Origin of the sequence: Loktanella sp. M215, from assembly GCF_021735925.1 — a bacterium.
Classification (GTDB): Bacteria; Pseudomonadota; Alphaproteobacteria; order Rhodobacterales; family Rhodobacteraceae; genus Loktanella.
Map to the genome: position 1 here is coordinate 2,548,353 of NZ_WMEA01000001.1, position 24,559 is coordinate 2,572,911.

Sequence of the window (24,559 nt, forward strand, 5' to 3'; positions counted from 1 at the left end):
GGACCGAACAAGGACCTCAGGGCGGCGGTGGCGCGGGAGAAGACAGCCGTGCTTCGCCGTCGCCTGTCGCACCGGCCGGTGATCCCGCATAAGGGGAGCCGACGGGCGCGTTGGCCTGATCCTGCCCGGGGCCTTTTCATTTTCGGCGCCTGCGGGCAGAAGGAGCAAACCTGCAAGGACAACGCCCATGACTGCCCGCTTTTCCTTTGATCTGATTGCCACCGACGGCATGGCGCGGACAGGCGTCATGCATACGCCGCGGGGAGATATCCGCACGCCGGCGTTCATGCCTGTCGGCACCGCCGCCACGGTCAAGGCGATGATGCCCGAAAGCGTGGCCGCCACGGGCGCTGACATCCTGCTGGGCAATACCTATCACCTGATGCTGCGTCCGACCGCAGAACGCATCGCGAAGCTGGGTGGCCTGCACCGCTTCATGAATTGGGACAAGCCGATCCTGACGGATTCGGGCGGCTTTCAGGTGATGAGCCTTGCCGATCTGCGCAAGCTGACCGAGGCGGGGGTCACCTTCAAATCGCATATCGATGGCAGCAAGCACATGCTGTCACCGGAAAGGAGCATGGAGATCCAGCGGTTGCTGGGGTCCGATATCGTGATGTGTTTCGACGAATGCCCGGCCCTGCCTGCCGACCGGGATCGCATCGCCGAGTCGATGCGGCTGTCGATGCGGTGGGCGCAGCGGTCCCGCGATGCCTTTGGCGATCGCCCGGGGCATGCGCTGTTCGGGATCCAGCAGGGCGGGCTGGAGCAGGACTTTCGCGAGGAATCGGCCAAGGCGCTGATTGACGTGGGCTTCGATGGCTATGCCGTCGGCGGTCTGGCGGTGGGCGAGGGGCAGGGGGCGATGTTCGGCTGCCTCGACTTTGCCACCGACATGCTGCCCCGTGACAAGCCGCGCTATCTGATGGGCGTGGGCAAGCCCGACGACATCGTGGGCGCCGTGAAGCGCGGAATCGACATGATGGATTGCGTGCTGCCCAGCCGGTCCGGCCGGACCGGGCAGGGGTTCACCCGTCACGGTGTGGTGAACATCAAGAATGCACGCCACGCTGACGACCCGCGGCCGCTGGACGAGGCCTGCACCTGTCCCGCCTGCCGCAACTATTCCCGCGCCTACCTGCACCACGTGTTCCGCGCGCAGGAGATGATTTCCGGCATGCTGCTGACCTGGCACAATCTGCATTATTTCCAGCAGATCATGGGCGAAATGCGGGCCGCGATCGCCGAAGGCGGCTTTGCCGCATGGGAGTCGGATTTCCACGCCACGCGGGCGCAGGGCGACATCGACCCAATCTGACGCCCTTTGCGGTCATCATCTGCTCGGATTTTGCTGACAGGGTGCAAACGTGCCGAATCTGCGGGTGAAAGACGTGAAATGGGCGGTTTGAAGGGGTGAAATGACGGATTGTCACCGTTTTGTAACGGTTCCGGCGCACCAGGCCTTGCGATAGGCCCCACACCAGAGCAATGTGGCCCGAAGACACGCATAAACGTGGTTGAAACCTGCTCTCAGCACCCCCAGATATTGTGACACGAGGAGACGTTCCCGTGGTCGCCGATTGAGGGGCCGGAGCGTTTTGCCAAACAAAGGAACAGAGCATGCAAGAACCACTTGCCCCATCCTACCCGGTCCTGCCTCTGCGGGATATCGTGGTCTTTCCGCACATGATCGTGCCGCTGTTCGTGGGGCGCGAGAAATCGGTCCGCGCGTTGGAAGAAGTCATGCGCGACGACAAGCAGATCCTGCTGTCCAGCCAGATCGACCCCGGCGAGGATGATCCCGCACAGGGTGGCATCTACAAGGCCGGCGTGCTGGCCAATGTGCTGCAACTGCTGAAATTGCCCGACGGCACCGTGAAGGTGCTGGTCGAAGGCCGCGCCCGCGTGCGGATCGTGGATTTTATCGAGAACGACAGCTTTTTCGAGGCGTCGGCCGAATATCTGACCGAAATGCCCGGCAACGAGGACGAGATCGAGGCGCTGGTGCGCACGGTCGCGGCCGAGTTCGAGCGCTATGCCAAGATCAAGAAGAACATCCCCGAAGAAGCCATGTCCGCCGTCAGCGAGACGACGGAACCGGCGAAGCTTGCCGACCTCGTTGCCGGTCACCTTGGCATCGAGGTCGCCGAAAAGCAGGGCCTGCTGGAAACGCTGAGCGTGAGCGAGCGGCTGGAGAAGGTCTATGGCCTGATGCAGGGCGAGATGTCCGTGCTGCAGGTCGAAAAGAAGATCAAGACCCGCGTGAAGTCCCAGATGGAGCGCACGCAGCGCGAATACTATCTGAACGAGCAGATGAAGGCGATCCAGAAGGAACTGGGCGACGGTGAGGACGGCCAGAACGAGGTCGCCGAGCTGGAAGCCCGGATCGAGGCCACGAAGCTGTCGAAGGAAGCCCGCGAGAAGGTCGATGCGGAACTCAAGAAGCTCAAGAACATGAGCCCGATGAGCGCCGAGGCGACGGTTGTGCGCAACTACCTTGACTGGATCCTGGCTGTGCCATGGGGCGTCAAGTCGCGTACCAAGAAGAACCTTGCCCATGCGCAGAAGGTGCTGGACGACGACCACTTTGGCCTGGAGAAAGTCAAGGAGCGCATCGTCGAGTATCTGGCCGTGCAGCAACGGTCGGCCAAGCTGAAGGGTCCGATCATGTGCCTCGTCGGCCCGCCGGGCGTCGGCAAGACATCGCTTGGCAAGTCGGTGGCGAAAGCCACGGGACGCGAGTTCATCCGCATCTCCCTTGGTGGTGTGCGTGACGAATCCGAGATCCGCGGTCACCGCCGGACCTATATCGGGTCGATGCCGGGCAAGATCATTCAGGCGCTGAAGAAGGCGAAGACCACGAACCCGCTCATCCTGCTCGACGAGATCGACAAGATGGGGCAGGACTTCCGTGGCGATCCCGCATCGGCGATGCTGGAGGTGCTTGATCCGGAACAGAACGCAAGCTTCGTCGACCACTACCTCGAGGTGGAATACGATCTGTCAAACGTGATGTTCCTGACCACGGCGAACTCTTACAACATGCCGGGGCCGCTGCTGGACCGGATGGAGATCATCAGCCTGTCCGGCTACACCGAGGACGAGAAGCGCGAGATCGCGAGAGGTCACCTGCTGCCGAAGGTCATGAAGAACCATGGTCTGAAGGAGAAGGAATTCGCGGTCGAGGACAGTGCCCTGACGGACATCGCGCGGTATTACACCCGCGAGGCCGGCGTGCGGAACTTTGAACGCGAACTGGCTAAGATCGCCCGCAAGGCGGTGACCCAGATCGCCAAGAAGACCTACGACCACGTCACGGTGACGGCGGATAACCTCGACGACTTCCTTGGCGTGCGCAAACACCGCTATGGGTTGGCGGAAAAGGACGACCAGATCGGTGTCGTGACAGGCTTGGCGTGGACCAGCGTCGGCGGGGAACTCCTGTCGATCGAGGCGCTGCGTCTGCCGGGCAAGGGCCGGATGAAGACGACCGGCAAGCTGGGCGATGTGATGAAGGAATCCATCGACGCGGCGTCCAGCTACGTGCGGTCGATCAGCCCGAAGATCGGTGTAAAACCGCCGAAATTCGACACGATCGACATCCACGTCCACGTCCCCGACGGGGCGACGCCGAAGGACGGACCCTCTGCGGGTCTCGCGATGGTCACCTCCATCGTCTCGGTTCTGACGCAGATCCCGGTCCGCAAGGACATTGCCATGACCGGCGAAGTCTCCTTGCGCGGCAACGCCATGCCGATCGGGGGGCTGAAAGAGAAACTGCTCGCCGCCCTGCGCGGCGGGATCAAGACAGTGCTGATCCCCGAGGAGAACGAGAAGGACCTCGCGGATATCCCGGACAACGTGAAGGCAGGCCTGACAATCATTCCCGTCAGCCACGTCTCTGAAGTGCTGGAACATGCGCTGATCCGGCAGCCCGATCCCATCGAATGGGACGAGGCGGCCGAGGAAGCCGCCGCCGCCGCGACACTGGCCGAACAACGCGCCCGTGTCATGGGTGGCGCCGGGGTCCACTGATCCGGCACGGCACGATAGGGGGGTGCACCGCAGGGTGCGCCCCCTTTTTTTCCGGCGTCTGACATCATCCAGCCGCAATATCTTGCGACTCTTCTCAATTGAAATCCCCGTTCGGCGGGGAGAACCATCCTGCAAGGAATCCTCATGTCCGACAAACCCGCGACACCAGGTGACGGCACCGTCCGCCTGACGCCGGCCGCCCCCAAGGCCAAGGTGGCGGCACCTCAGTCGGCCCCGGCCAAAGCACCTGCGCCGCGTGTTGTTGGCGGCAACTCTGACGCGCCCGCTGGCGAGACGGTCAAGAAGGCCGACTTCGTCGACCGTGTCGTGGCGCGCTCTGGCGTCAAGAAGAAGGACGCAAAACCCGCGATCGAGGCGACCCTTGCCGAGATCGCCGCGATCATGAGCGCCGGCGGCGAACTGGTCCTGCCGCCGATCGGCAAGCTGAAGACCGTCAAGATCAATGACCTTGGCGAGGGCGCGCAGGTGATGACGCTGAAACTGCGGACGACGAAGGACGGCGCGGGTACCTCTGGCGCCGGAAATGCGAAATCCGGGGTTGCAGAGGACGGCGACGACAGCTAAATCACCGCCCAGAGGGTGATTAGCTCAGTGGTAGAGCGCTTCGTTCACATCGAAGATGTCAGGAGTTCAAATCTCTTATCACCCACCACCACAAAATCCTTTATAGAGATCATTTAAAGGCGGCGGTCAGGGCACGTGTAAGACACTCAGCCTAATCCTGTAGGACAATTCTGATCTCAATGTAGGATGGCTGACACCGAGAGGAGTTACTCGTGGACCTCAAAGATTTCATCAAGGAAACGATCTCGGGGATCATCGAAGCCACCAATGATTTGCAAGACCAGTTTGCAGACGCAGGTATCCTAATCAATCCACCTGTGTATGGCGACAGTGGTGTCTATGAGGAGGGGAGTTCTTCTCATAGGGATCGTGCAATCCAAAAGATCGATTTTGATGTTGCTGTTACAGTAGCATCGGAGACGGGCGGCGACGTTGGAGCAAAGGTCAGAATAGTATCGGTCGAGGCTGGTGGTGCTGGAAAGCACAGCCGTTCCAATGAAGAGGTCAGCCGCGTCAAGTTTTCAATCCCCCTGACTCTGCGTCCGACAGATGCTGAAAAGCGAAATCGGAAAGAGCACAATCGTCAGTGGAATCGACGTGGTAACAACGACTCTGACCCTGTGGTCTGAATAGTTTGACGGCATCAGTCGTGCTCTGCGTCGTCTATAGTTAGTAACGACGCGACCGGTCTAGGCAGCGTGCTACTGTTGCGCGTTGACGCGGCGAACTTGAAAAGTTGAACGATTGCAATGAGCAACCCTGAATTCAAAATTGTGGCCAGGATCGACAGGTCGCGTCTGACAGCGCACATGTTCCTAGCTGTTTCAGGTGTTTGTGCGCTGCAAGCTCTCGCACTGACGGGGTGCCTGCCGTGACCCCGGCTGCGAGATTGGCTGCGGCGATCACGGTCCTTGATGATGTGATCGCGGGCACGCCTGGGGAACGGGCGCTGACCCAGTGGGCGCGGACCCACCGCTTTGCGGGGTCTGGGGATCGGGCCGCCCTGCGCGATCATGTCTACGATGTGCTGCGCGCCAGGCGGTCGCTCGCGGCCCTTGGCGGTGGCATGACGGGGCGCGCCTTGATCCTTGGCTTGCTGCGGCGTGATGGCCCCGATCCGGACAGCGTCTTTGGCAGCGGCGGTCATGCGCCGGACGCACTGACCGCAGATGAACGGGCCGCGGAGCAGCAGAGCGTAACCGGTGCAGGGGCTGCGGACCTGCCGGACTGGTTGTGGCCGTTGTGGCAGGAGGCCTTGGGCGAGGAGGCGATGTCTGCGGCCCAGTTGCAGCGCCAGCGGGCACCGGTGTTTTTGCGGGTCAACCTGTCGCGCGGCACACGTGACGCGGCCCAGGCCAGCCTTCTGGCCGATGCCGTTCCAACGGCGCCGCATCCTTTGGTGGACACGGCCTTGCGGGTGCTGGACAACCCCCGCCGGGTTGCGGCCAGTGCCGCCTACCGCGAGGGTCTGGTCGAGGTGCAGGACAGTTCATCGCAGATGGCCATCGCCCGGCTGCCGCTGCTGCCGGGGCAACGGATCCTTGATTTCTGCGCAGGCGGTGGCGGCAAGGCGCTCGCGCTGGCGGACCGCTTGGGGGGGCCGGTCTGGGCGCATGACATCGACCCGCGGCGCATGACCGATATCGCCCCCCGTGCGGCCCGTGCAGAGGTCCAGATCACGCCCTTGGCGACGGAGGCCCTCCGCAAGGCCGCACCTTTCGACCTTATCCTGTGCGATGCGCCGTGTTCCGGCAGCGGCACATGGCGCAGAACACCGGACGCAAAGTGGCGCCTGACGCCGGAAAGGCTGACCGAACTCAACGCCATACAATCCGAAATTCTTGACCGCGCAGCGCTGTTGACGCGGGCGGGAAGCGTCATGGCCTATGCCACCTGCTCGGTCCTGACCGCCGAGAACGAGGGGATCGTGGCACCGTTTCTGGAGCGGCATCCAGACTGGACACGCATTGATCGCATGGCTCTGCAGCCGACAGAACATCACGACGGATTTCAGATGTCCGTCATGCGTCGCACCTGAATAGGCAGGTGTTGCCAGGCACGCATTAACCATTTGTTGACCTGTCCCAACCTAAGCTGCACCCTCTGATCAGGGTTTGGTTCGGGGTGAACAGGAACGTGCACGACAGCGAAGCAAACATGGCGGCGCGTCATCCGACGCTTTTTTGGGTGCTGTTGACGGCGACGGCGGGTCTGGCGCTGATGGCATTGCTGTCGCAGGGTCACGTTGTGGCAACGGTGGCTGCGGCAGCCGCGGTCGCGACATTGGTGCTGGCCTTCGTTCAGCGGCTGCGGCACTTTCGCCGCGTGGCGCAGGGACACAAGCGCGGGGCAGCAGGCGCGCGTCGCTCTGCCATGCCCGCACAGGACGCGATCATCGCGTTGCTGTCGCATGATGCCGATGTGGCTTATCTGACCGATATCGACGGCGACATCATCTATGCCAATCAGGTGGCGCTGGAACGCTTCGGTGATATCTCTGACGGGCATCTGGCTTCGGCCTTCAGCCGCATCCTCGCCAATCCCGAAGCCGTTCTGTTTCGCTTGCAGAACCGCGCTGCTGCCACCGGTGCCGCCCGCGAGGACATCATCACCCGGTCGGGCCAGTTTCGGATGTCGCTCGTGCACTTGGGCGATGACAAGCAACTGTGGCGCCTTGACGATCTGGGCAAGGCAGCGCGGTCTACGGGGCGTGCCGCGGACCTGCTGACCCTGCCGATGCTGACGGCGGGCCCGACGGACGCGATTCTGTATCTGAACGAGGCGTTTCGTAAACTGCTGGGGGCGCGGCCGAAATCGCTCTCCGGCATTTTTGGCCCGGAACCGCTGGTCAGTGGACAATCGCGGCAGATCCAGACGGTAGACGGCATCGAAAATGTCATGCTGGGCGTTGTCGAAGGGGCCGCGGGCCGTCGCGAGATCTATCTCTTTCCACCCGGCCCGACCGCTGATGTCCGGACCCTCCCTCCGGTGCTGTCTGCGGGGTGGAATGCGATCGAGGATCTGCCGGTGCCCCTGCTCAAGATTGCCGAGGACGGCCAGATCACGGCATCGAACCGCGAGGCGCGGAGTCTTCTTGGCCTTGCGGAGGGGCAGGACCGTCGGGTTCAGGATGTGCTGGACGGTCTCGGGCGCCCCATCACGGACTGGGTCCGCGAGGCGCTAAACGGCCACGGCGGTCATGTCAGTCAATTCCTGCGGGGCCGTGGGGACCGTCAGGAGATCTTTGTCCAGGTGACTCTCAACACGGCTGACGGACCCGAAGGCCGTCATCTGATTGCGGTGCTGAACGACGTCACCGAATTGAAAACGTTGGAAGCGCAATTCGTTCAAAGCCAGAAGATGCAGGCCATCGGTCAGCTTGCCGGTGGCGTCGCGCATGATTTCAACAATCTGCTGACGGCCATCTCGGGCCATTGCGACCTGTTGCTGCTGCGGCATGATCAAGGCGATCATGATTACGGCGATCTGATCCAGATTCACCAGAACGCCAATCGTGCGGCCAGCCTCGTCGGTCAACTGCTCGCCTTTTCCCGCAAGCAGAACCTGCAGCCGGAACGGATCGACCTGCGCGACACGCTGTCGGATCTGACGCATCTGCTGAATCGTCTGGTGGGGGAAAAGGTATCGCTGGTGCTTGATCACGATCCAGATCTGGCCGCGATCAAGGCGGACAAACGGCAACTGGAACAGGTCATGATGAACCTTGTCGTGAACGCACGCGACGCCATGCCCCAAGGCGGAGAGATCGTGATCAAGACCGAAAACAGGCTGCTGTCAAAGCCGGTGGAGCGCGACCGGGTCACCGTGCCGCCCGGTGACTATGTTGTGGTCCGGGTTGTGGATGAAGGATGCGGCATTCCCGCTGACCGGCTGCACAAGATCTTCGAACCATTCTGGACCACGAAACGGCCTGGCGAAGGCACCGGGTTGGGTCTTTCGACGGTCTACGGGATCGTCAAGCAGACCGGCGGCTATATTTTCGCCAATTCCGAGGTCGGTATCGGCACCGAATTCGAACTTCTCTTTCCAAGCCATTCGCTGCCCGTCACGGACTCGCCTCTGCTGGCGCCGCCGCCGCATGCAGCGTTGGCCCGGCAGGGGGACGGTGTCGTCCTTCTCGTCGAGGACGAGGCGCCCGTTCGCGCCTTTGCGTCGCGTGCGTTGCGGCTGCGTGGCTACACAGTTTTGGAAGCGGATTGTGCCGAGGGCGCCCTGGACCTGTTGGCGGATCCCGACCTACACGTAGATATCTTCGTGACGGATGTGATCATGCCCGGCAAGGATGGTCCGACATGGGTGCGTGAAGCCTTGGCTGACCGACCGACGACAAAAGTCGTTTTCGTATCGGGCTATTCGGAGGATGCCTTTGCGGACGAGAACGAACGTATTCCGAACGCCGTCTTCCTGCCAAAGCCATTTTCGCTCAACGAGCTGACGAACACCGTTCAGGATCAACTGGCATGACGTGCAGTGTCATGGACATCGCCCTGTGGCGTTTGTCGCCGGTTGCGCGGCTGCATGCGTTTCGGGCGACGGACGAAAACATAAATCTTCATGCCTGAGCGGCTTGGATTGTTATCAATGCGATAATGGGTTCCTGCGAGGGATCGCGCTTGTCTGAAACCCTGCATTGGCAGACCTACAATGCGGTAGGAGTGGCCTCACAGGATGGCTAACAGCCAAATGCCTTTTCTCATCGTTTTTCCGGCGACGGCTCGACCGCTGGAGCGCGTGGGTCGATGAATATCTGGTGCAATCCTGATGGATGAATTTTGGGGTGCCCCTTTTTCCGCGACGGGATCTGGCGCTTTTTAGACGCTGATCCGCTCCGACTCATGGGGTTGCTTTGCTTTGCAGTGATTGGACCACAACCGCTGGTCGACCGCGAAGGGCCTTATGCGGGCGGCGGTAATTGTCGAACTGCATGCACTTTCGAAAAAACGCGCAAGCCTTGGATCCCGGCTGCCAAACAAGCTGGTCGTCAGGCTGATCGATCTGCCTTGAGGACCTGCTGCGTCGTAACAGCCAGACTGATGTCTGAATGATTTGTTCCGGCGGGTGACACACGGGCGCAAGAGCGGCGACTCCGCGCCGATGAAGCCTCAATGGACTCCGCAAAGCTCACCGGGAGAGATCGAGTCAATTCGCGTGCGGATCAGGTCGCCATGCAACACGCGTCCAAGCAAAGGCATGAGACACGATCGGATCATTGCCATTATGCCTGATCAGCGGCTTTTCCGGCGATTGCCAATTGTCCGAAGGGTCGGATGGACCGGCCCGATCAGACTCCATCCACGCCGCCGCATTGGACTGGCAAGCACGTCCTAAACCATCTGGCTTGCGCCCGCAGCATCCTTTACGACCCGTTGTCGTGTCGAAGGTGATCGCCGTCCAGCCAGTGCCGCTCGACTTGCACCCGCGGTATCAACCAGACGCCTGCAGCGGGCTTTGCGGTTCGGCGCTGTTCGATCCGGACCTTGCATCATCGTTTGGTGTCGCGTGCGGCTACGGTGTCAATCGGCTGCAGCGAGCGCGGTCAGGTGGGCCGCCGAACCTGTCAGCGCGGCGTAGTCGTCTTCGATGACCGAGACGCTGAAGTTCCCCATGAAACCAGCGAACCGGCCCTTGTCGCGGAAGGCGTCGCCGAAGCCGAATTGCGACAGATAGGGTGCGATGGCGCGGGCCACGCCGCCCACGAGGTAGACGCCGCCGAAAGGCAGCTGGATCAGAGACAGGTTGCCGGCGACAGTGCCGAGGATGCGGGTAAAGATCCGCGCCGCCTCGACCGCGCGGGGGTCACGTCCGTCGGCGAGGGCTGCCATGATCATATGGGCACGTTCCTCGCGCGGATCGTTCGCCTCTTGCCCGAGGAAGGCATAGACCCGTTCCAGCCCGCGGCCCGACAGAACGTCCTCGACCGCCGGAAAGCCGTGCGCGTTCGAGACATACTGGCACAGGCGCAATTCCTGCTCGGTCCGGATCGGCAGGTTGGCGTGGCCGCTTTCCGACGGGGTGACAAGGCGCCCGGCTTCGGTTTCAAAGACCGGCGCCGCGTTGAAGCCGGTGCCGACGCCGATCACTAGCTTGGCGGCATGGTCCCCGCCAGCAACCCCGTCGAGGATGGGCAGCACGTTCGCGGGGTCCAGAAATCCCAGCGCATGGCCCTGTGCCTGCAGGTCGTTCAGGATGGCGACGGTTTCGGACTTCGTGGCGCGGGCCAGCGTTTCCTTGTCGATGACCCAATCGAGGTTCGTCATCGTAGCGCGCCCGTCGCGCACGGGGCCTGCCACAGCCACGCAGGCCGCGTGAGGGGCAAGGCCGCCCGAATCCGCCTCGAACTGGCGGATCACGCTTTCAAGACCGGGAAAGTCGGCATTCTGATAGCGGCGGACCGTGTCGGGCAGCACGCTGCGGGCCTCTGCCAAGGCGATCCGTGTATTCGTGCCGCCGATGTCGGCGACCAGATTGTAGGAATTGGCGGGGGGCAGGGTCATGGGGCGTTCTTTCGCGGGGCAATGGCGGACTTCAAAGCGTGATAGGAGGCTTTCGGCGTTCGGTCCAGCGTCTCGAAATCGACGTGGACGAGGCCGAACCGCTTTTCATAGCCAAAGGCCCATTCGTAATTGTCCAGCAGCGACCAGTAAAAGAAGCCCTGCAGGTTGGTGCCAGCCGCGATGGCATCATGCATGGCGCCCATGTGGGCGTCGATGAAGGCGATGCGCGCGGCGTCGTCGGTGCCGACCGTATCGGGCCAGGCCATGCCGTTTTCGGTCACGAAGATCGGCAGGTCACCGACGTAGTCGCGCGACATCCGGGTCAGCGTGCGCATCAGCCCCTCAGGGTAGATTTCCCAGCCCATCTGCGTCTTGTCCAGCAGGCCGGTGACGGGCCTTGTCGCGGGCCATGTGGCCTCGGGGTCGGCGGCAACTAGGCCGCGCGTGTAGTAATTGACGCCCAGAAAGTCGATCGGCTGGCTGATCTCGGCCATGTCGTCCTGCCAGTCGCGGGGCAGGTGGGGGCCAAAGCCTGTCAGCGCCTCCTGCGGGTAGGTGCCTTTGGTGATCGCCTCGATGAACCAGCGGTTGTGGGTGGCGTCCTGCGTTGCGGCAGCGGCCTTGTCGGCTGCGCTGTCGGTCGCTGCTTCCGTCGCCTCGAAGTTCAGGACGATGCCGCAGTTTTTCATGCCAAGGTCGCGCAGGCGGGTCATCGTGCGGCCGTGCGCCTTGTTGACGTGGTGCATGGCGCGGGCGGCGGCGCGGATGTCGCGCAGGCCGGGCGCGTGATGGCCCAGAAAGTGCGACAGGTAGGCGACGCACCAGCTTTCGTTGATGGTGGCGATGGAATGGACGCGGTCGCCGATGCGGTGGGTGATGACCTCGGCATAATCAGCCATCCAGTCGGCGACATCCGGGTTGGTCCAGCCGCCCAGATCGGCCAGCGCCGACGGCATTTCCCAATGATAGAGGGTCTGGAACGGCTTCAGCCCGCGGGCCAGGCAGCCATCGACAAGGCGGTCGTAGAAATCCAGACCCTGCTGGTTCACCTGTCCGCGCCCCTCTGGCAGGACACGCGCCCAGCTGGTGGAAAAGCGGTAGGCGTCCATGCCGGCATCCCGCAACAGGTCAAGGTCCGCGTCCATCCGGTGGTAGTGATCGCAGGCGATGGCCCCGTCCTCGGCGCGGATCACGTTGCCGGGACCCTTGGCGAAGGTGTCCCAATGGGTCGGTCCGCATCCGCCGAAGGACGACCCCTCGATCTGGTATGCCGCGGTGGCGGCCCCGAACAGAAAGCCTTGGGGAAAGTCGTTGCGGGTCAGTTTCATGCGATCCTCCGGGCCGTGTCCCCTTCATCAGTTGCGCAAGGGGCCGCGAATGACAAGACCGTGGGCAATCGCCCCGTTGTGTTCGCAGATGGGCGTTGCTAGCAAAAGACAACGCGCACAGCCCAAGGACAGACGCCATGACCGCAGCCAAGCTCGATAACGTCGCCAACCCGTATTGGTGGCGCGGGGCCGTCATCTATCAGATCTATCCGCGCAGCTATCAGGACAGCAACGGCGACGGGATTGGCGACCTGTTGGGGATCGTCAGCCGCATCCCCTATATCGCCTCGTTGGGCGTGGACGCGATCTGGATCTCGCCGTTCTTTACCTCTCCGATGAAGGATTTCGGCTATGATGTCAGCGATTACTGCGACGTCGATCCGATGTTCGGGTCGCTGGCGGATTTCGACGCGGTGGTGGACACGGCGCACCGCTTTGGCATCCGCGTGATGATCGACCTGGTGCTGAGCCATACCAGCGACCAGCACCCGTGGTTCAAGGAGAGCGTGCAGGACCGCACCAATCCCAAGAATGACTGGTACGTCTGGGCCGACCCCAAGCCCGATGGCACACCACCGAACAACTGGCTGTCGATCTTCGGCGGCAGCGGCTGGCAGTGGTCGCCCCGGCGCGAGCAATATTATCAGCACAATTTCCTGACGAGCCAGCCCGACCTGAACTTCCACAACATGGAGGTGCATGACGCACTTCTGGACGTGGCGACCTTCTGGCTGCACCGGGGTGTCGACGGGTTCCGCCTCGATACCATCAACTTCTACACTTGCGACAAGGAGCTGCGCGACAACCCGGGCCTGCCCAAAGAACAGCGCAACGCCAATATCGCGCCGGCGGTGAATCCCTATAATCACCAGGAACATATCTACGACAAGAACCGCCCGGAAAACCTTGATTTCCTGCGCAAACTGCGCGCCGTCATGCAACCCTACGGCGCTGCCGCCGTGGGCGAGGTCGGTGATGCGCAACGGGGATTGGAGATCATGGGCGAATACACCCGCGGCGACGATCTGATGCAGATGTGCTATGCCTTCGAATTCCTGTCCGACACCCAGCCCACCGCCGCCCGCATCGTCGAGGTCATGCAGGACGTCGACCGGGTGGCCGCCGACGGCTGGGCCTGCTGGGCGTTTTCCAACCACGACGTGGTGCGCCATGCCAGCCGCTGGAACCTGTCCACCGGTGCGCAGCGGATGTTCATCACCCTGATCATGGCCCTGCGCGGATCGGTCTGCATCTATCAGGGCGAGGAGCTAGGTCTTCCCGAGGCAGAGCTGCGCTTCGAGGATCTGCAGGATCCCTACGGCATCGAGTTCTGGCCCGAGTTTAAGGGCCGCGACGGCTGCAGGACCCCGATGGTCTGGGACGCCGAGGCGCAGAACGCCGGGTTCTCCTCTGCGCCCCGCACGTGGCTGCCGATCAGTGGCGCGCATCGCGATCTGGCGGTGTCGGTGCAGGAAGCAGACCCGAGTGCCGTGCTGCATCACTATCGCAAGGCCGTCGCCTTCCGCCACAACCACGCGGCGCTGCGCACCGGCAGCCACGACGGGCTGAAGTCGGACGGCGACGTGATCTATTTCACCCGCGAAACGGCGGCTGAAAAACTCTTTTGCGTGTTCAACGTCTCTGACAGTCCCAGCAGCTTTCGCATGCCCGACGGGGACTGGCGGTCGATCGGTCAGGAACTGGGCAGTGCCACGATCAACGAGGACGGCTGGCTGCATCTGGGGCCGTGGCAGGCGTGCTTTGCCCTCGACCGCACACGGAAGGGATAAGCCATGGATCTGCCTGAAAACACGCTCAAGACACGGCTGCAGTCGGGCGAGGTGCTGACCGGCCTGTGGCTGTCGAGCGCGTCATCGCTGCTGGCGGAACTGGCCGGGCAATCAGGCTTCGACTGGTGCCTGATCGACGGCGAGCATAGCCCGCAAAGCCTGCCGGACATGTTGCCACTGCTGCAGGCGCTGGCGGCGACGCCGACAGCGGCCGTCATCCGCATCCCCGCGGCAGAGGACTGGATGGTCAAGCAGGCGCTGGACCTTGGTGCGCAGGCCGTGCTGGTGCCGTTGGTCCACGACGCGGCGACGGCCACGCGTATGGCGCGGGCAGTGCGCTATCCCCCAGACGGCACCCGCGGGATGGGGGCGGCGATGGCGCGGGCGTCGCGCTTTGGTGCGGTCACGTCCTACGCGCATCAGGCCAACGCCAATGCGTGCCTGATCGTGCAGGCCGAAAGCCGGTCCGCGCTGGACAATATCGACGCGATCGCCGCGGTGGATGGCGTGGACGGTGTCTTTGTCGGTCCGGCTGACCTGTCTGCCGATATGGGCTACGTCGGCCAGCTGGAGCATCCGGATGTCGACAAGGCCATCGACCACATCATCACGCGCACGCAGGCAGCGGGGAAATTCGCCGGTGTGCTGACATTCAATCCCGAACGGATTGCCAGATATCGCAAGATGGGCGTGGAGTTTCTGGGCGTCGGTGGCGACGTGGCCGTCCTGGCAAAAGCCCTGAGGGCCCTGGCACAGCAGGCCAAAGGCTAAGCCGTCGGTCGCGTGCGACCGACGGCGGCAGGCACTAGTTCCGCTTGCGGCGCCCGGTGCGGGCGCGGCCTTCGCCGGGGGCGACGACGGCGCGGTTGAACCTGATCCATTCGCCGCCCGACGGATCGTTGTCGGTCAGGAAGTTGGCGGCGCGGATCGCCTCCATCTCGGAGCCTGCGCGTGACTTGGTCGACCCGAGGCCCGTCAATTGGCAGAACAGCTCCATGTCGATGTCATCGGGGATCACGATCCCGGCGGCTGCCAGTTCGGCCTTCTTGGCCTCGATCTTGGCCGCCGTGACGGGCAGGGCCACCGGGTTCATGATCGCGGATGTCATGCCCGTCGCCATCGCCATCGGCAGGAAGGCATTGTTGATGCCGTGACGGTTCGGCAGGCCAAAGCTGATGTTGGACGCACCGCAGGTCGTGTTCACGCCAAGCTCGTCGCGCAGGCGGCGCACCAGTTTGAAGACCTGCAAGCCGGCCGTGCCCATCGCGCCGATCGGCATGACCAGCGGGTCGACGACGATGTCATGCGCCGGGATGCCGTAGTCGGCAGCGCGCTCGACGATCTTCTTGGCCACGGCGAACCGCACCTCCGGGTCTTCGGAAATCCCCGTGTCGTCATTGGAAATCGCCACGACCGGGACGTTGTATTTCTTGACCAGCGGCAGGACCAGTTCCAGCCGCTCTTCCTCGCCCGTGACCGAGTTCAGCAGCGGGCGGCCTTCGCAGGCGGCAAGCCCAGCTTCCAACGCACCGGGGACGGAGCTGTCGATGCACAGCGGCACGTCGACGATGGCCTGCACGCGGCGGATCAGTTCCGGCATCAGCATCGGCTCGACAAAGTTGTTGTCGGCATAGCGGGGATCTTCGGCCATCTTGTTGGTGAAGACGGCGCCGGAGTTGATGTCCAGCATCGTGGCGCCCGCCGCGACCTGTGCGATGGCGTCCGCCTCGACCCGGGAAAAATCGCCCTGTTCCAGTTCGGCCGCGAGGATCTTGCGCCCGGTGGGGTTGATCCGTTCCCCGATCACGCAGAAGGGCTGGTCAAAGCCGATGATGGCGGTCTTGGTCTTGGATTCGACGATCGTTCTGGTCATGCGGGGTCCTTCTGCGGGTTGGCCGGGCGGGCGTTGTCGCCGCCGTGGTCCATCGCCCACTTTGCGTTGGTCTTGATCCCGCCCAGCGGGAAGAAATGCACGGATGCGACGGTGAAATCGGGGTTGGCGGCCTTGTGGGCGGCCAGCGCCGTGATGACCTCGTCCGGCTCGTACGGCAACAGCAGTTTGGTCACGTCCATCGCGCGGCGTTGCAGCACGCGCAGGGATGGCCCGACACCGCAGGCCATGGCGAACTTGATCATCGTCTGCAGCTTGGCAGGCCCTGCGATGCCAATGTGGATCGGCAGGGTGATGCCGGCGTCGCGCAAGGCGTCGGCCCAGGCGATAATCGGCTCTGCCTCGAAGCAGAACTGCGTCGCCAGCGCCATCTGCGCGTCCGTCGTGTCGCTGAACCGCTGTTTCCAGCGCAGGGCGTCGCTGACGTTAGTGTCCGACCCGTCCGGGTCGATGTCGCGATTGCCCTCGGGGTGGCCTGCGACGTGCAGGCGCTTGAAATCGGCAAAGGCACCGGATTCAAGCAGCTGCATGGAGTTTTCGAAATCGCCGTGCGGCAGGGTCAGACCGCCCGCCAGCAACAGCGCCTGTTCGACCCCCGCCTCGCCGCGGTAACGGGCGATCCAGTCGTCAAGGGTGGCGCGGTCCTTGATGATGCGGGCCGGGAAATGCGGCATCACGGCGTAGCCGTCGCGCGCAAGACGTCGCGCCGTGGCAACCATGTCCGCGATCGGGGTGCCGTCGATATGCGCAATATAGACGCGGGTGCCCGCTGGCAGCAGGGACTGGAAATCCTCGATCTTCTCGGCGGTGCGCGGCATCACCTCGATCGAGTAGTCCTTCAGGAAGGCCGCGACCTGCGCGTCCGCCGTCGGGGCAGGGGGCGCCTTCTTTTTCAGGAACGGCAAAAGCGACACGACGGACTCCTTCAGACGCGAGGGCAGGGAGGGCGGCTCTATCACGACCAGCCGTCGTTTTCGATCAGCTGCCGCAGGCGGTCCGCGGTATAGTCGCGGTCCAGACGGGCGGCCTCGTTGCTGGCGACAAAGGCATCGTCGCCGTCCAAGGTATAGGGCTCGCCGCGCCGCATGCCGGCGAGGTATTCGTCGGTGCCGGCGGCCCCCGATTTCATTGCGGCGCGGTCGATGGCCTGTTCGAACCGTTCGGGCAGCTGAATCTTTGCTGCTTTGCGACCGCGCCCGACCATGACTTGGGCCGGCATGTCGCGCCAGTAGATGATGGTGACGTCCGGCATCTGTTCGTCCTTCTGCGCCAAGGTGCGGTGCGCTTGATCCGCTTTCTATCAGTGTGCCATCGCGCCGGATGCCCGATTTCGACATCTTGCGTGGAATGCGCGACGGGTATCGCCCGGCGATCCGCAGAACGCCAGAGCCACGGCCCCCCAAATCCCGCATGATGATGGTGAAGCGCCTTCATGCCGCACGGCTGACCCTTGCAAGCGCCGGACCAAGGGCCTAGCGTTGGGGCAACTCGAAATGGAGGGCGTGACCATGGCGCCCAAGCGTCCCTTTGGTGCGGGCGCGTTCCCGATAGCGGTCGATTCCCCCGCGCCACAGACCCCCGATCCGGAGACGCTTTATGCGGCGCTTGATCTGGGAACGAATTCTTGCCGCATGCTGATTGCCCAACCAAAGGGCAGCCAGTTTCATGTGGTCGACAGCTTCTCCAAATCCGTCCAGCTGGGACAGGGTTTGGAGAGTAGCGGAAAGCTGTCCCGCGCGTCCATGAACCGGACGATCGCGGCGATGCGGATCTGCAAGCAAAAGCTGGAGCGTCACAAGGTGACGCATATGCGTCTGGTCGCGACAGAGGCGTGCCGCCGTGCGCGCAACGGCGCGAACTTCGTGGCACAGGTGCGCCGCGAGACGGGGCTGAAGCTTGAGATCATCAAGCCTGAGGAAGAGGCGCGGCTGGCCGTGATTTCCTGCGCGCCGCTGGTCAGCACCAAGACCGAACAGCTGCTGGTGGTGGACATCGGTGGCGGCTCGACCGAACTGGTCTGGATCGACCTCAGCCACGTCCCCGCCCGCGAGCGGCCCCGTGCGATCATGCGGCTGCACGCGGGATTTACCGCCGATCCCGGTCCCTTTGCGGCGGCCAAGGTCGTCGACTGGATTTCCGTACCCCTGGGCGTGGCGACGCTGCGTGACCAGTTTGTGGATGTCGAGGATGACGCCGCCCGCTTTGCCCTGATGAGCTGGTTCTTCGAGGAAAACCTCGCGAACTTCTCGCCCTATACGTCAGAGCAGACGCGCGAGAACTTTCAGATCATCGGCACCAGCGGCACGGTGACGACGGTGGCGGCCAGTCATCTGGGGTTGAAGCGCTATGACCGGACCAAGGTGGACGGTCTGCGCATGACCTCGGACCAGATCGACACGGTGATCCGCAACTACCTGACGCTTGGTCCCTTGGGGCGGCGCAGCGACCCACGGATCGGGCGCGACCGGCAGGCGCTGATCATGTCGGGTGCTGCGATCCTGCAGGCGCTGATGCGTCTTTGGCCGACGGATCGGCTGTCCGTGGCGGACCGCGGCCTGCGCGAGGGGTTGCTTTATGCGCAGATGTCGGCAGATGGAGTGCTGGAAGACGCGCCGTATTGAGCGGAGGCCGATTTTTCGTTGATAAATCGGACAGAAAACTTTTCGGAGAATTGTTTTCGTCCCCTTGCGGGCCATTGGGAACAGATGACGACATGGTGAAGAAACCGACCAAGAACAATTCCGGACGCGGCCAGCGCGATCTGACCGTCAAGGTGAAGACCGCCCGCGGTCGGTCGCTGTCCTCGACGCGGTGGCTGCAACGGCAGTTGAACGACCCTTACGTCAAGAAGGCCAAGGCCGAAGGTTACCGCGGTCGTGCCGCTTTCAAGATCCTTGAGATTGACGACAAGTACCGTTTCCTCGTGCCGGGTGCGCGGATCGTCGATCTGGGCTGTGCGCCGGGCGGCTGGTGTCAGGTGGCCGTCAAGCGCGTGAACGCGCTGAGCGAGCGGCCCTCGAAGGCGCAGGGCCGTGTGCTGGGGATTGATTTGCAGGAGGTGGAGGCGATCCCGGGGGCAGAGATCTACCAACTTGATTTCCTCTCGGACGATGCGGACAAGCTGGTAATGGAATGGCTCGACGGTCCCGCCGATGTCGTCATGTCCGACATGGCGGCGTCATCCTCGGGTCACAAGCAGACCGACCATTTGAAGATCATCGCGCTGTGCGAAGCGGCGGCGGAGTTCGCCTTCGATGTGCTGGTCGAGGGCGGCACCTTCGTCGCCAAGGTGCTGGCAGGCGGTGCAGAAGGCAATTTGCAGAAACTGCTGAAGTCCCGGTTCGAGAAGGTGTCCAACGTCAAACCGCCGTCGTCGCGGGCCGACAGTTCTGAAAAATTCGTGGTCGCCACCGGCTTCAAGGGGCCGCTGGTTCAGGACGACCCCGAAGCCTGATCCCAGACCGCAAATTCCGCCGCGCGCTTGTCGCGCAGCTTAGCGGCGACGGCGGGGCTGAGTGTCGTGTCCCGCGTCGGGGACACGTTCAGGCGAGGCAGGTCGAGCGTGACGTTCAGCCGCTGTTCCAGAAAGCCGATCAGGCGGTCCTGATCCTCGTAACGGAACAGGTGGTCGACGGCGATCTGCCCGTCACCGTCGCAGACAAACTTGGCCTGACTGCCGACATTGGCGAAAGGTTCAGGTTTTCCCTTGATATATTCCAGCACGAAGTCGTCAAAAGATATGTCTTTCGTGCTGTTTGCATGGCCATCCAGATCGGGTCTGCCACGATAGCGGTACCAGCTTCCCAGCCAGTCGACCGGATGCCGCAGCACGGCCATGGTTTCAGGCTCCTGCCCACCGGCCTGAGCGAACAGCGGTTTGAAAAAGCGGCGGTAGCGGTAAATCGGCGCATGCTTGATTGTCGGCGGATCGCGCAGGACCATAGCGGCTTTTGGCGCAAGGGCCCCCTCGATCGCCGTGGTGCCGGTCTTGGGCACCGCCAGAAACACGAGGTTTTCCTTCCAGAACACGAGCATGACGGCATCCGCACAAGATAAATCGCGGTCACCTTACGGGATGCACGCTTTTTTAACCACTCTGCCGCCAAGATAAAATGGTTAAGAAAATGATTGAAATGTTCCTGCTTTGGTCCCATATCAGGTGTCGGAACAGACCAAGAACGAATTGCGGCGTTGCCGCACACCCACCGGGCATGACATAAGGACGCGATTGACATGGCAACGGCAGAACTTCTGAACATGACTGACAAGAAAACCGCCGACAAGCAGAAGGCGCTGGAAAGCGCGCTCGCGCAGATCGAACGCCAGTTCGGCAAGGGGTCGATCATGACTCTTGGCGGGCAGAATCAGATGCGCGACATCGAGGCGACCAGCACCGGCTCGCTGGGTCTGGACATCGCGCTGGGCATTGGCGGCCTGCCCAAGGGACGTATCATCGAAATTTACGGTCCGGAATCATCCGGCAAGACGACCCTGACCCTGCATTCCATCGCGGAAGAGCAGAAAAAGGGCGGTGTCTGCGCCTTTGTTGACGCGGAACACGCCTTTGATCCCAGCTATGCCAAGAAACTGGGCGTGAATCTGGATGAATTGCTGATCTCTCAACCCGACACGGGCGAGCAGGCGCTGGAAATCGTCGATACGCTGGTGCGTTCTGGCGCCGTGAACCTCGTGGTCATCGACTCCGTCGCGGCGCTGACGCCGAAGTCCGAAATCGAAGGCGACATGGGCGACAGCAGCGTCGGCGTCCACGCCCGCCTGATGTCCCAGGCGATGCGCAAGCTGACCGGGTCGATCAACCGGTCCGGTTGCATGGTGATCTTCATCAACCAGATCCGCATGAAGATCGGCGTGATGTTCGGCTCGCCCGAAACGACGACGGGTGGCAACGCGCTGAAGTTCTATGCCTCGGTTCGCCTCGACATCCGCCGGATCGGATCGATCAAGGACCGTGACGAGGTCGTGGGCAACGCCACCCGCGTCAAGGTCGTCAAGAACAAGGTGGCGCCGCCGTTCAAGCAGGTCGAATTCGACATCATGTATGGCGAAGGCATTTCCAAGACCGGCGAGCTGCTGGATCTGGGCGTCAAGGCCGGTGTTGTCGAAAAGTCGGGGTCCTGGTTCAGCTATGGCGACGAGCGCATCGGTCAGGGCCGCGAGAACTCCAAGCAGTTCCTGAAGGACAATCCGGCCACGGCGCTGGAGATCGAGGACAAGATCCGTGCGGCCCACGGTCTGGACTTCGCCATGACCGAAGGCGGCGATACGTCCGACGACGATCTGGTCGAGATGTAAGTGACGGTGCGGGGCGACACCAGAAACGCCTGACGGGCCGGTTGGCACGGACAATACTCGGGAAAGGGTGCGGCGCAGGCCGCACCCTTTTTCGTTATGGCTTTACGGTCCGCCAGCGGGGGGCTATTTCAACGGCAACCCAGTATCGAAAGTGCCACAATGACCTCTCTTTCCGACATCCGATCGACCTTTCTGAACTTCTATGGTCGCAACGGGCACGAGGTCGTCCCCTCCAGCCCGCTGGTGCCGCGCAACGACCCCACGCTGATGTTCGCGAACTCCGGCATGGTGCAGTTCAAGAACCTCTTTACCGGGGTCGAGACGCGGGATTACCAGCGCGCGACGAGTGCGCAAAAGTGTGTGCGCGCGGGCGGCAAGCATAACGATCTGGACAACGTGGGCTATACGGCGCGGCACCATACGTTCTTTGAAATGCTGGGCAATTTCAGCTTTGGCGATTATTTTAAGGACGACGCGATCGCCTTTGCCTGGGAATTGCTGACGAAGGATTTTGGCCTGAACAAGGACAAGTTGCTGGTCACGGTCTATCACACGGACGACGAGGCTGCGGCGATCTGGAAGAAGGTCGCGGGCCTGACCGATGACCGCATCATCCGCATCCCGACCGACGACAACTTCTGGCGGATGGGGCCGACCGGGCCGTGCGGTCCTTGCACCGAGATTTTCTACGACCACGGCGACAAGATCTGGGGTGGCCCTCCGGGCTCTGCCGAAGAGGACGGTGACCGGTTCATCGAGATCTGGAACCTTGTCTTCATGCAGAACGAACAGTTCGAGGATGGCACGATGCGCCCCCTCGACATGCAGTCGATCGACACCGGCATGGGGCTGGAACGGATCGGTGCATTGCTGCAGGGCAAGCATGACAACTACGACACCGACCTGATGCGGTCGCTGATCGAAGCGTCGGCCCATGCGACAAGCAGCGACCCGGACGGTCCCGGCAAGGTCCACCACCGCGTCATCGCCGACCATCTGCGCGCGACGTCGTTCCTGATCGCTGACGGCGTGATGCCGTCCAACGACGGGCGCGGCTACGTGCTGCGCCGGATCATGCGGCGCGCCATGCGCCATGCGCACCAACTGGGCGCGCAGGACCCGCTGATGCACCGTCTGGTGCCGGCGCTGGTGCAGGAAATGGGGGCCGCCTATCCCGAACTCGGGCAGGCGCGGACCCTGATCGAAGAGACGCTGAAGAACGAGGAAGTCCGCTTTCGCCAGACCCTCGACCGGGGCCTGAAGCTGCTGGACGACGAAGTGTCGCGTCTGGGCGAGGGCGAGAATCTGGCCGGCGAAGCGGCCTTCAAGCTTTATGACACCTACGGTTTTCCGCTGGACCTGACTCAGGACGCCCTGCGCGAAAAGGGCCGTGGCGTGAACACCGAAGGGTTCGACAGCGCCATGGCCGCGCAGAAGGCCAAGGCGCGTGCGGCCTGGGCCGGTACGGGAGAGGCGGCAGACGCCTCCGTCTGGTACGATCTGGCCGAAGCCAAGGGCCTGACCGATTTTCTGGGCTACGATACGCTGACGGCAGAGGGTCAGATTCAGGCACTGGTCGTGGACGGCGCGCAGACGGACACCGCCAAGGGTGCCGTCCAGATCGTGCTGAACCAGACGCCGTTCTACGCGGAATCCGGCGGTCAGGTCGGCGATACCGGCACGATTCGGACCGAGACGGGCATGGCGCGGATCACGGATACCAAGAAGGTCGCCGGTGTCTTCATCCATATCGCCGGGGTCACGATGGGCGAAATCAGCCGCGGGCAGGGTGCGCAGCTGACCGTCGACATGGACCGCCGGGATGCGGTGCAGGCCAACCACTCGGCCACGCACCTGCTGAACGAGGCTCTGCGCGAGACGCTGGGCGATCATATCGCGCAGCGGGGATCGCTGAACGCGGCAGACCGGTTGCGTTTCGACTTCAGCCATAACACGGCCGTCAGCGCAGAGGATCTGCGCAGCGTCGAGCAGGCGGTCAACAGCATGATCCGCCAGAACTCTGCCGTCGAAACCCGGATCATGACCCCGGACGACGCCCGCGCCCTTGGGGCGCAGGCGCTGTTTGGCGAGAAATACGGCGACGAGGTGCGTGTCGTGTCGATGGGCCGCAAGCCCGGCACGGGCAAGGGCGCCGACGGTCAGACCTGGTCGCTGGAGCTGTGCGGTGGCACCCACGTGCGGCAGCTGGGCCAGATCGGCGCCTTCGTGCTGCTGGGCGACAGCGCCAGTAGCGCGGGCGTGCGCCGGATCGAGGCGCTGACCGGTCAGGCGGCGCTGGATCACCTGCGGTCGCAGGATGTGACGCTGGCGCAGGTGGCCGCGACCCTCAAGGCGCCCGTGGCCGAGGTCGCCGACCGCGTCCGCAGCCTGATGGAAGAGCGCAAGGCGTTGGCCAACGAGGTGGCGCAGTTGCGGCGCGATCTGGCGATGGGCGGCGGCAAGGCGGACCGCGCCGTCGATCAGATCAACGGCATTGCGTTTCAGGGACAGGTGATGCAGGGCGTCACCGGCCGCGACCTGCCGGCGCTGATCGACGACATGAAAGCACAGATGGGGTCCGGCGCCGTGCTACTGATCGCCGATGCCGGTGGCAAGGCGGCCGTGGCCGCGGGCGTCACCGCCGATCTGACCGACCGTCTGTCGGCGGTGGACCTGCTGCGGGCGGCCGTCGCGGAACTGGGTGGCAAGGGCGGCGGTGGCCGTCCGGACATGGCGCAAGGCGGCGGCGCATCGATCGATAACGCGGAGGCGGCCATCGCCGCAGCCCGCACTGTTCTGGAGGGACTGGTATGAAAACGGCACTTTGGGTGGCACACGTCGATGTGACGGACGCCGAGGCTTATGCGAAATACGCGGCTCTTGCGACGGGCGCCATTGCCGATCACGGCGGCGTCTTCCTTGCGCCCGGCGGCGCCGTCGAGACGCTTGAAGGTCCGGCGCGTCCGCGCAACGTCGTGGCGCGCTTTCCGTCGATGCAGGCGGCCCACGACTGCTATCACTCCGACGCCTATCAGGCGGCGCTGGCCCATGCCAAAGGGGCCGCACAGCGCGAACTGAGTATCATCGAAGAGCTGTGACGCT

General features: G+C 63.1%; 19 protein-coding genes and 1 tRNA gene. 14 read left to right on the forward strand and 6 right to left on the reverse strand.

What is annotated here, in order from left to right:
- Window positions 1-187: 187 nt before the first annotated feature.
- From tgt to GLR48_RS12545, 7 genes are all read left to right on the forward strand, one after another.
- Window positions 188-1,318 carry a tRNA guanosine(34) transglycosylase Tgt gene (gene tgt / locus GLR48_RS12515; protein ID WP_237061905.1) on the forward strand — a complete coding sequence of 377 codons (1,131 nt, stop codon included), beginning with the start codon at window positions 188-190 and terminating at the stop codon, window positions 1,316-1,318.
- A gap of 302 nt (window positions 1,319-1,620) precedes the next feature.
- On the forward strand, window positions 1,621-4,035 hold the full coding sequence (lon, locus tag GLR48_RS12520; protein ID WP_237061907.1) for an endopeptidase La: 2,415 nt from the start codon (window positions 1,621-1,623) through the stop codon (window positions 4,033-4,035).
- A gap of 144 nt (window positions 4,036-4,179) precedes the next feature.
- Window positions 4,180-4,620: an HU family DNA-binding protein gene (locus tag GLR48_RS12525; protein WP_237061914.1), complete on the forward strand. Its 441-nt coding sequence runs from the start codon at window positions 4,180-4,182 to the stop codon at window positions 4,618-4,620.
- Window positions 4,621-4,633: 13 nt separating this feature from the next.
- Window positions 4,634-4,708: transfer RNA gene (locus tag GLR48_RS12530), tRNA-Val, on the forward strand.
- Window positions 4,709-4,832: 124 nt separating this feature from the next.
- Window positions 4,833-5,249: a trypco2 family protein gene (locus GLR48_RS12535; RefSeq protein ID WP_237061915.1), complete on the forward strand. Its 417-nt coding sequence runs from the start codon at window positions 4,833-4,835 to the stop codon at window positions 5,247-5,249.
- Window positions 5,250-5,491: 242 nt separating this feature from the next.
- A complete protein-coding gene (locus GLR48_RS12540) occupies window positions 5,492-6,658 on the forward strand; it encodes an RsmB/NOP family class I SAM-dependent RNA methyltransferase (RefSeq protein WP_237061916.1) in 1,167 nt (388 codons plus the stop codon).
- A 119-nt stretch (window positions 6,659-6,777) separates the two neighbouring features.
- Window positions 6,778-9,105: an ATP-binding protein gene (locus GLR48_RS12545; protein WP_237064536.1), complete on the forward strand. Its 2,328-nt coding sequence runs from the start codon at window positions 6,778-6,780 to the stop codon at window positions 9,103-9,105.
- 1,049 nt (window positions 9,106-10,154) lie between these two features.
- On the opposite strand, the gene GLR48_RS12550 is transcribed toward GLR48_RS12545, so the two are convergent.
- A complete protein-coding gene (locus tag GLR48_RS12550; RefSeq protein ID WP_237061917.1) occupies window positions 10,155-11,135 on the reverse strand; it encodes a glucokinase in 981 nt (326 codons plus the stop codon).
- The gene (locus GLR48_RS12555) at window positions 11,132-12,463 is read right to left on the reverse strand and encodes a GH1 family beta-glucosidase (RefSeq protein ID WP_237061924.1); all 1,332 of its coding nucleotides are present in this window, start codon (window positions 12,461-12,463) and stop codon (window positions 11,132-11,134) included. Before GLR48_RS12555 ends, GLR48_RS12550 begins: the two co-directional genes overlap by 4 nt.
- A 137-nt stretch (window positions 12,464-12,600) precedes the next feature.
- Here GLR48_RS12555 and GLR48_RS12560 point away from each other — a divergent pair, with 137 nt between their 5' ends.
- Complete coding sequence (locus GLR48_RS12560) at window positions 12,601-14,253, forward strand: alpha-amylase family glycosyl hydrolase (protein ID WP_237061926.1); 1,653 nt, start codon at window positions 12,601-12,603, stop codon at window positions 14,251-14,253.
- Window positions 14,254-14,256: 3 nt separating this feature from the next.
- Entirely contained in the window at window positions 14,257-15,024 is a 768-nt protein-coding gene (locus GLR48_RS12565) for an HpcH/HpaI aldolase family protein (RefSeq protein ID WP_237061929.1), read from the forward strand.
- A gap of 34 nt (window positions 15,025-15,058) precedes the next feature.
- Here GLR48_RS12565 and GLR48_RS12570 read toward each other — a convergent pair whose 3' ends face one another.
- The 3 genes from GLR48_RS12570 to GLR48_RS12580 are packed head-to-tail and all read right to left on the reverse strand — an operon-like array spanning window position 15,059 to window position 17,396.
- Window positions 15,059-16,126: a methyltetrahydrofolate cobalamin methyltransferase gene (locus GLR48_RS12570; RefSeq protein WP_237061931.1), complete on the reverse strand. Its 1,068-nt coding sequence runs from the start codon at window positions 16,124-16,126 to the stop codon at window positions 15,059-15,061.
- Window positions 16,123-17,058, reverse strand: a complete 936-nt coding sequence (locus GLR48_RS12575; RefSeq protein WP_237061933.1) for a methylenetetrahydrofolate reductase — start codon at window positions 17,056-17,058, stop codon at window positions 16,123-16,125. The genes GLR48_RS12570 and GLR48_RS12575 overlap by 4 nt, the downstream gene beginning before the upstream one ends.
- Before the next feature lie 41 nt (window positions 17,059-17,099).
- Entirely contained in the window at window positions 17,100-17,396 is a 297-nt protein-coding gene (locus tag GLR48_RS12580) for a virulence factor (RefSeq protein WP_237061939.1), read from the reverse strand.
- Window positions 17,397-17,652: 256 nt separating this feature from the next.
- On the opposite strand from GLR48_RS12580, the gene GLR48_RS12585 reads away from it, so the two are divergent.
- Window positions 17,653-18,765 carry a Ppx/GppA phosphatase family protein gene (locus tag GLR48_RS12585; RefSeq protein ID WP_237064537.1) on the forward strand — a complete coding sequence of 371 codons (1,113 nt, stop codon included), beginning with the start codon at window positions 17,653-17,655 and terminating at the stop codon, window positions 18,763-18,765.
- A 92-nt stretch (window positions 18,766-18,857) separates the two neighbouring features.
- A complete protein-coding gene (locus GLR48_RS12590) occupies window positions 18,858-19,598 on the forward strand; it encodes an RlmE family RNA methyltransferase (RefSeq protein ID WP_237061942.1) in 741 nt (246 codons plus the stop codon).
- On the opposite strand, the gene GLR48_RS12595 is transcribed toward GLR48_RS12590, so the two are convergent.
- Window positions 19,577-20,179 carry a sulfotransferase family protein gene (locus GLR48_RS12595; RefSeq protein WP_237061943.1) on the reverse strand — a complete coding sequence of 201 codons (603 nt, stop codon included), beginning with the start codon at window positions 20,177-20,179 and terminating at the stop codon, window positions 19,577-19,579. The two genes, GLR48_RS12590 and GLR48_RS12595, sit on opposite strands and share 22 nt — an antisense overlap.
- 198 nt (window positions 20,180-20,377) lie before the next feature.
- Between GLR48_RS12595 and recA the strand changes: the two genes are divergently transcribed.
- The 3 genes from recA to GLR48_RS12610 all read left to right on the forward strand — a co-directional run bounded on the left by recA (window position 20,378) and on the right by GLR48_RS12610 (window position 24,555).
- Window positions 20,378-21,457, forward strand: coding sequence for a recombinase RecA (recA, locus tag GLR48_RS12600; protein ID WP_272911405.1), 1,080 nt, complete (start codon window positions 20,378-20,380; stop codon window positions 21,455-21,457).
- Window positions 21,458-21,616: 159 nt separating this feature from the next.
- Complete coding sequence (alaS, locus tag GLR48_RS12605; protein WP_237061945.1) at window positions 21,617-24,271, forward strand: alanine--tRNA ligase; 2,655 nt, start codon at window positions 21,617-21,619, stop codon at window positions 24,269-24,271.
- Entirely contained in the window at window positions 24,268-24,555 is a 288-nt protein-coding gene (locus GLR48_RS12610; protein ID WP_237061946.1) for a DUF1330 domain-containing protein, read from the forward strand. The genes alaS and GLR48_RS12610 overlap by 4 nt, the downstream gene beginning before the upstream one ends.
- Window positions 24,556-24,559 lie beyond the last annotated feature (4 nt).

Bases quoted from the DNA above. Each gene is read 5' to 3' on its own strand.
- GLR48_RS12580 (WP_237061939.1), bottom strand. From the start codon at position 17,396: ATGCCGGACGTCACCATCATCTACTGGCGCGACATGCCGGCCCAAGTC.
- GLR48_RS12550 (WP_237061917.1), bottom strand. From the start codon at position 11,135: ATGACCCTGCCCCCCGCCAATTCCTACAATCTGGTCGCCGACATCGGC.
- lon (WP_237061907.1), top strand. From the start codon at position 1,621: ATGCAAGAACCACTTGCCCCATCCTACCCGGTCCTGCCTCTGCGGGAT.
- GLR48_RS12585 (WP_237064537.1), top strand. From the start codon at position 17,653: ATGGCGCCCAAGCGTCCCTTTGGTGCGGGCGCGTTCCCGATAGCGGTC.
- GLR48_RS12565 (WP_237061929.1), top strand. From the start codon at position 14,257: ATGGATCTGCCTGAAAACACGCTCAAGACACGGCTGCAGTCGGGCGAG.
- GLR48_RS12560 (WP_237061926.1), top strand. From the start codon at position 12,601: ATGACCGCAGCCAAGCTCGATAACGTCGCCAACCCGTATTGGTGGCGC.
- GLR48_RS12555 (WP_237061924.1), bottom strand. From the start codon at position 12,463: ATGAAACTGACCCGCAACGACTTTCCCCAAGGCTTTCTGTTCGGGGCC.
- recA (WP_272911405.1), top strand. From the start codon at position 20,378: ATGGCAACGGCAGAACTTCTGAACATGACTGACAAGAAAACCGCCGAC.
- GLR48_RS12610 (WP_237061946.1), top strand. From the start codon at position 24,268: ATGAAAACGGCACTTTGGGTGGCACACGTCGATGTGACGGACGCCGAG.
- tgt (WP_237061905.1), top strand. From the start codon at position 188: ATGACTGCCCGCTTTTCCTTTGATCTGATTGCCACCGACGGCATGGCG.
- GLR48_RS12570 (WP_237061931.1), bottom strand. From the start codon at position 16,126: ATGACCAGAACGATCGTCGAATCCAAGACCAAGACCGCCATCATCGGC.
- GLR48_RS12590 (WP_237061942.1), top strand. From the start codon at position 18,858: ATGGTGAAGAAACCGACCAAGAACAATTCCGGACGCGGCCAGCGCGAT.
- GLR48_RS12525 (WP_237061914.1), top strand. From the start codon at position 4,180: ATGTCCGACAAACCCGCGACACCAGGTGACGGCACCGTCCGCCTGACG.
- GLR48_RS12595 (WP_237061943.1), bottom strand. From the start codon at position 20,179: ATGCTCGTGTTCTGGAAGGAAAACCTCGTGTTTCTGGCGGTGCCCAAG.
- GLR48_RS12545 (WP_237064536.1), top strand. From the start codon at position 6,778: ATGGCGGCGCGTCATCCGACGCTTTTTTGGGTGCTGTTGACGGCGACG.
- alaS (WP_237061945.1), top strand. From the start codon at position 21,617: ATGACCTCTCTTTCCGACATCCGATCGACCTTTCTGAACTTCTATGGT.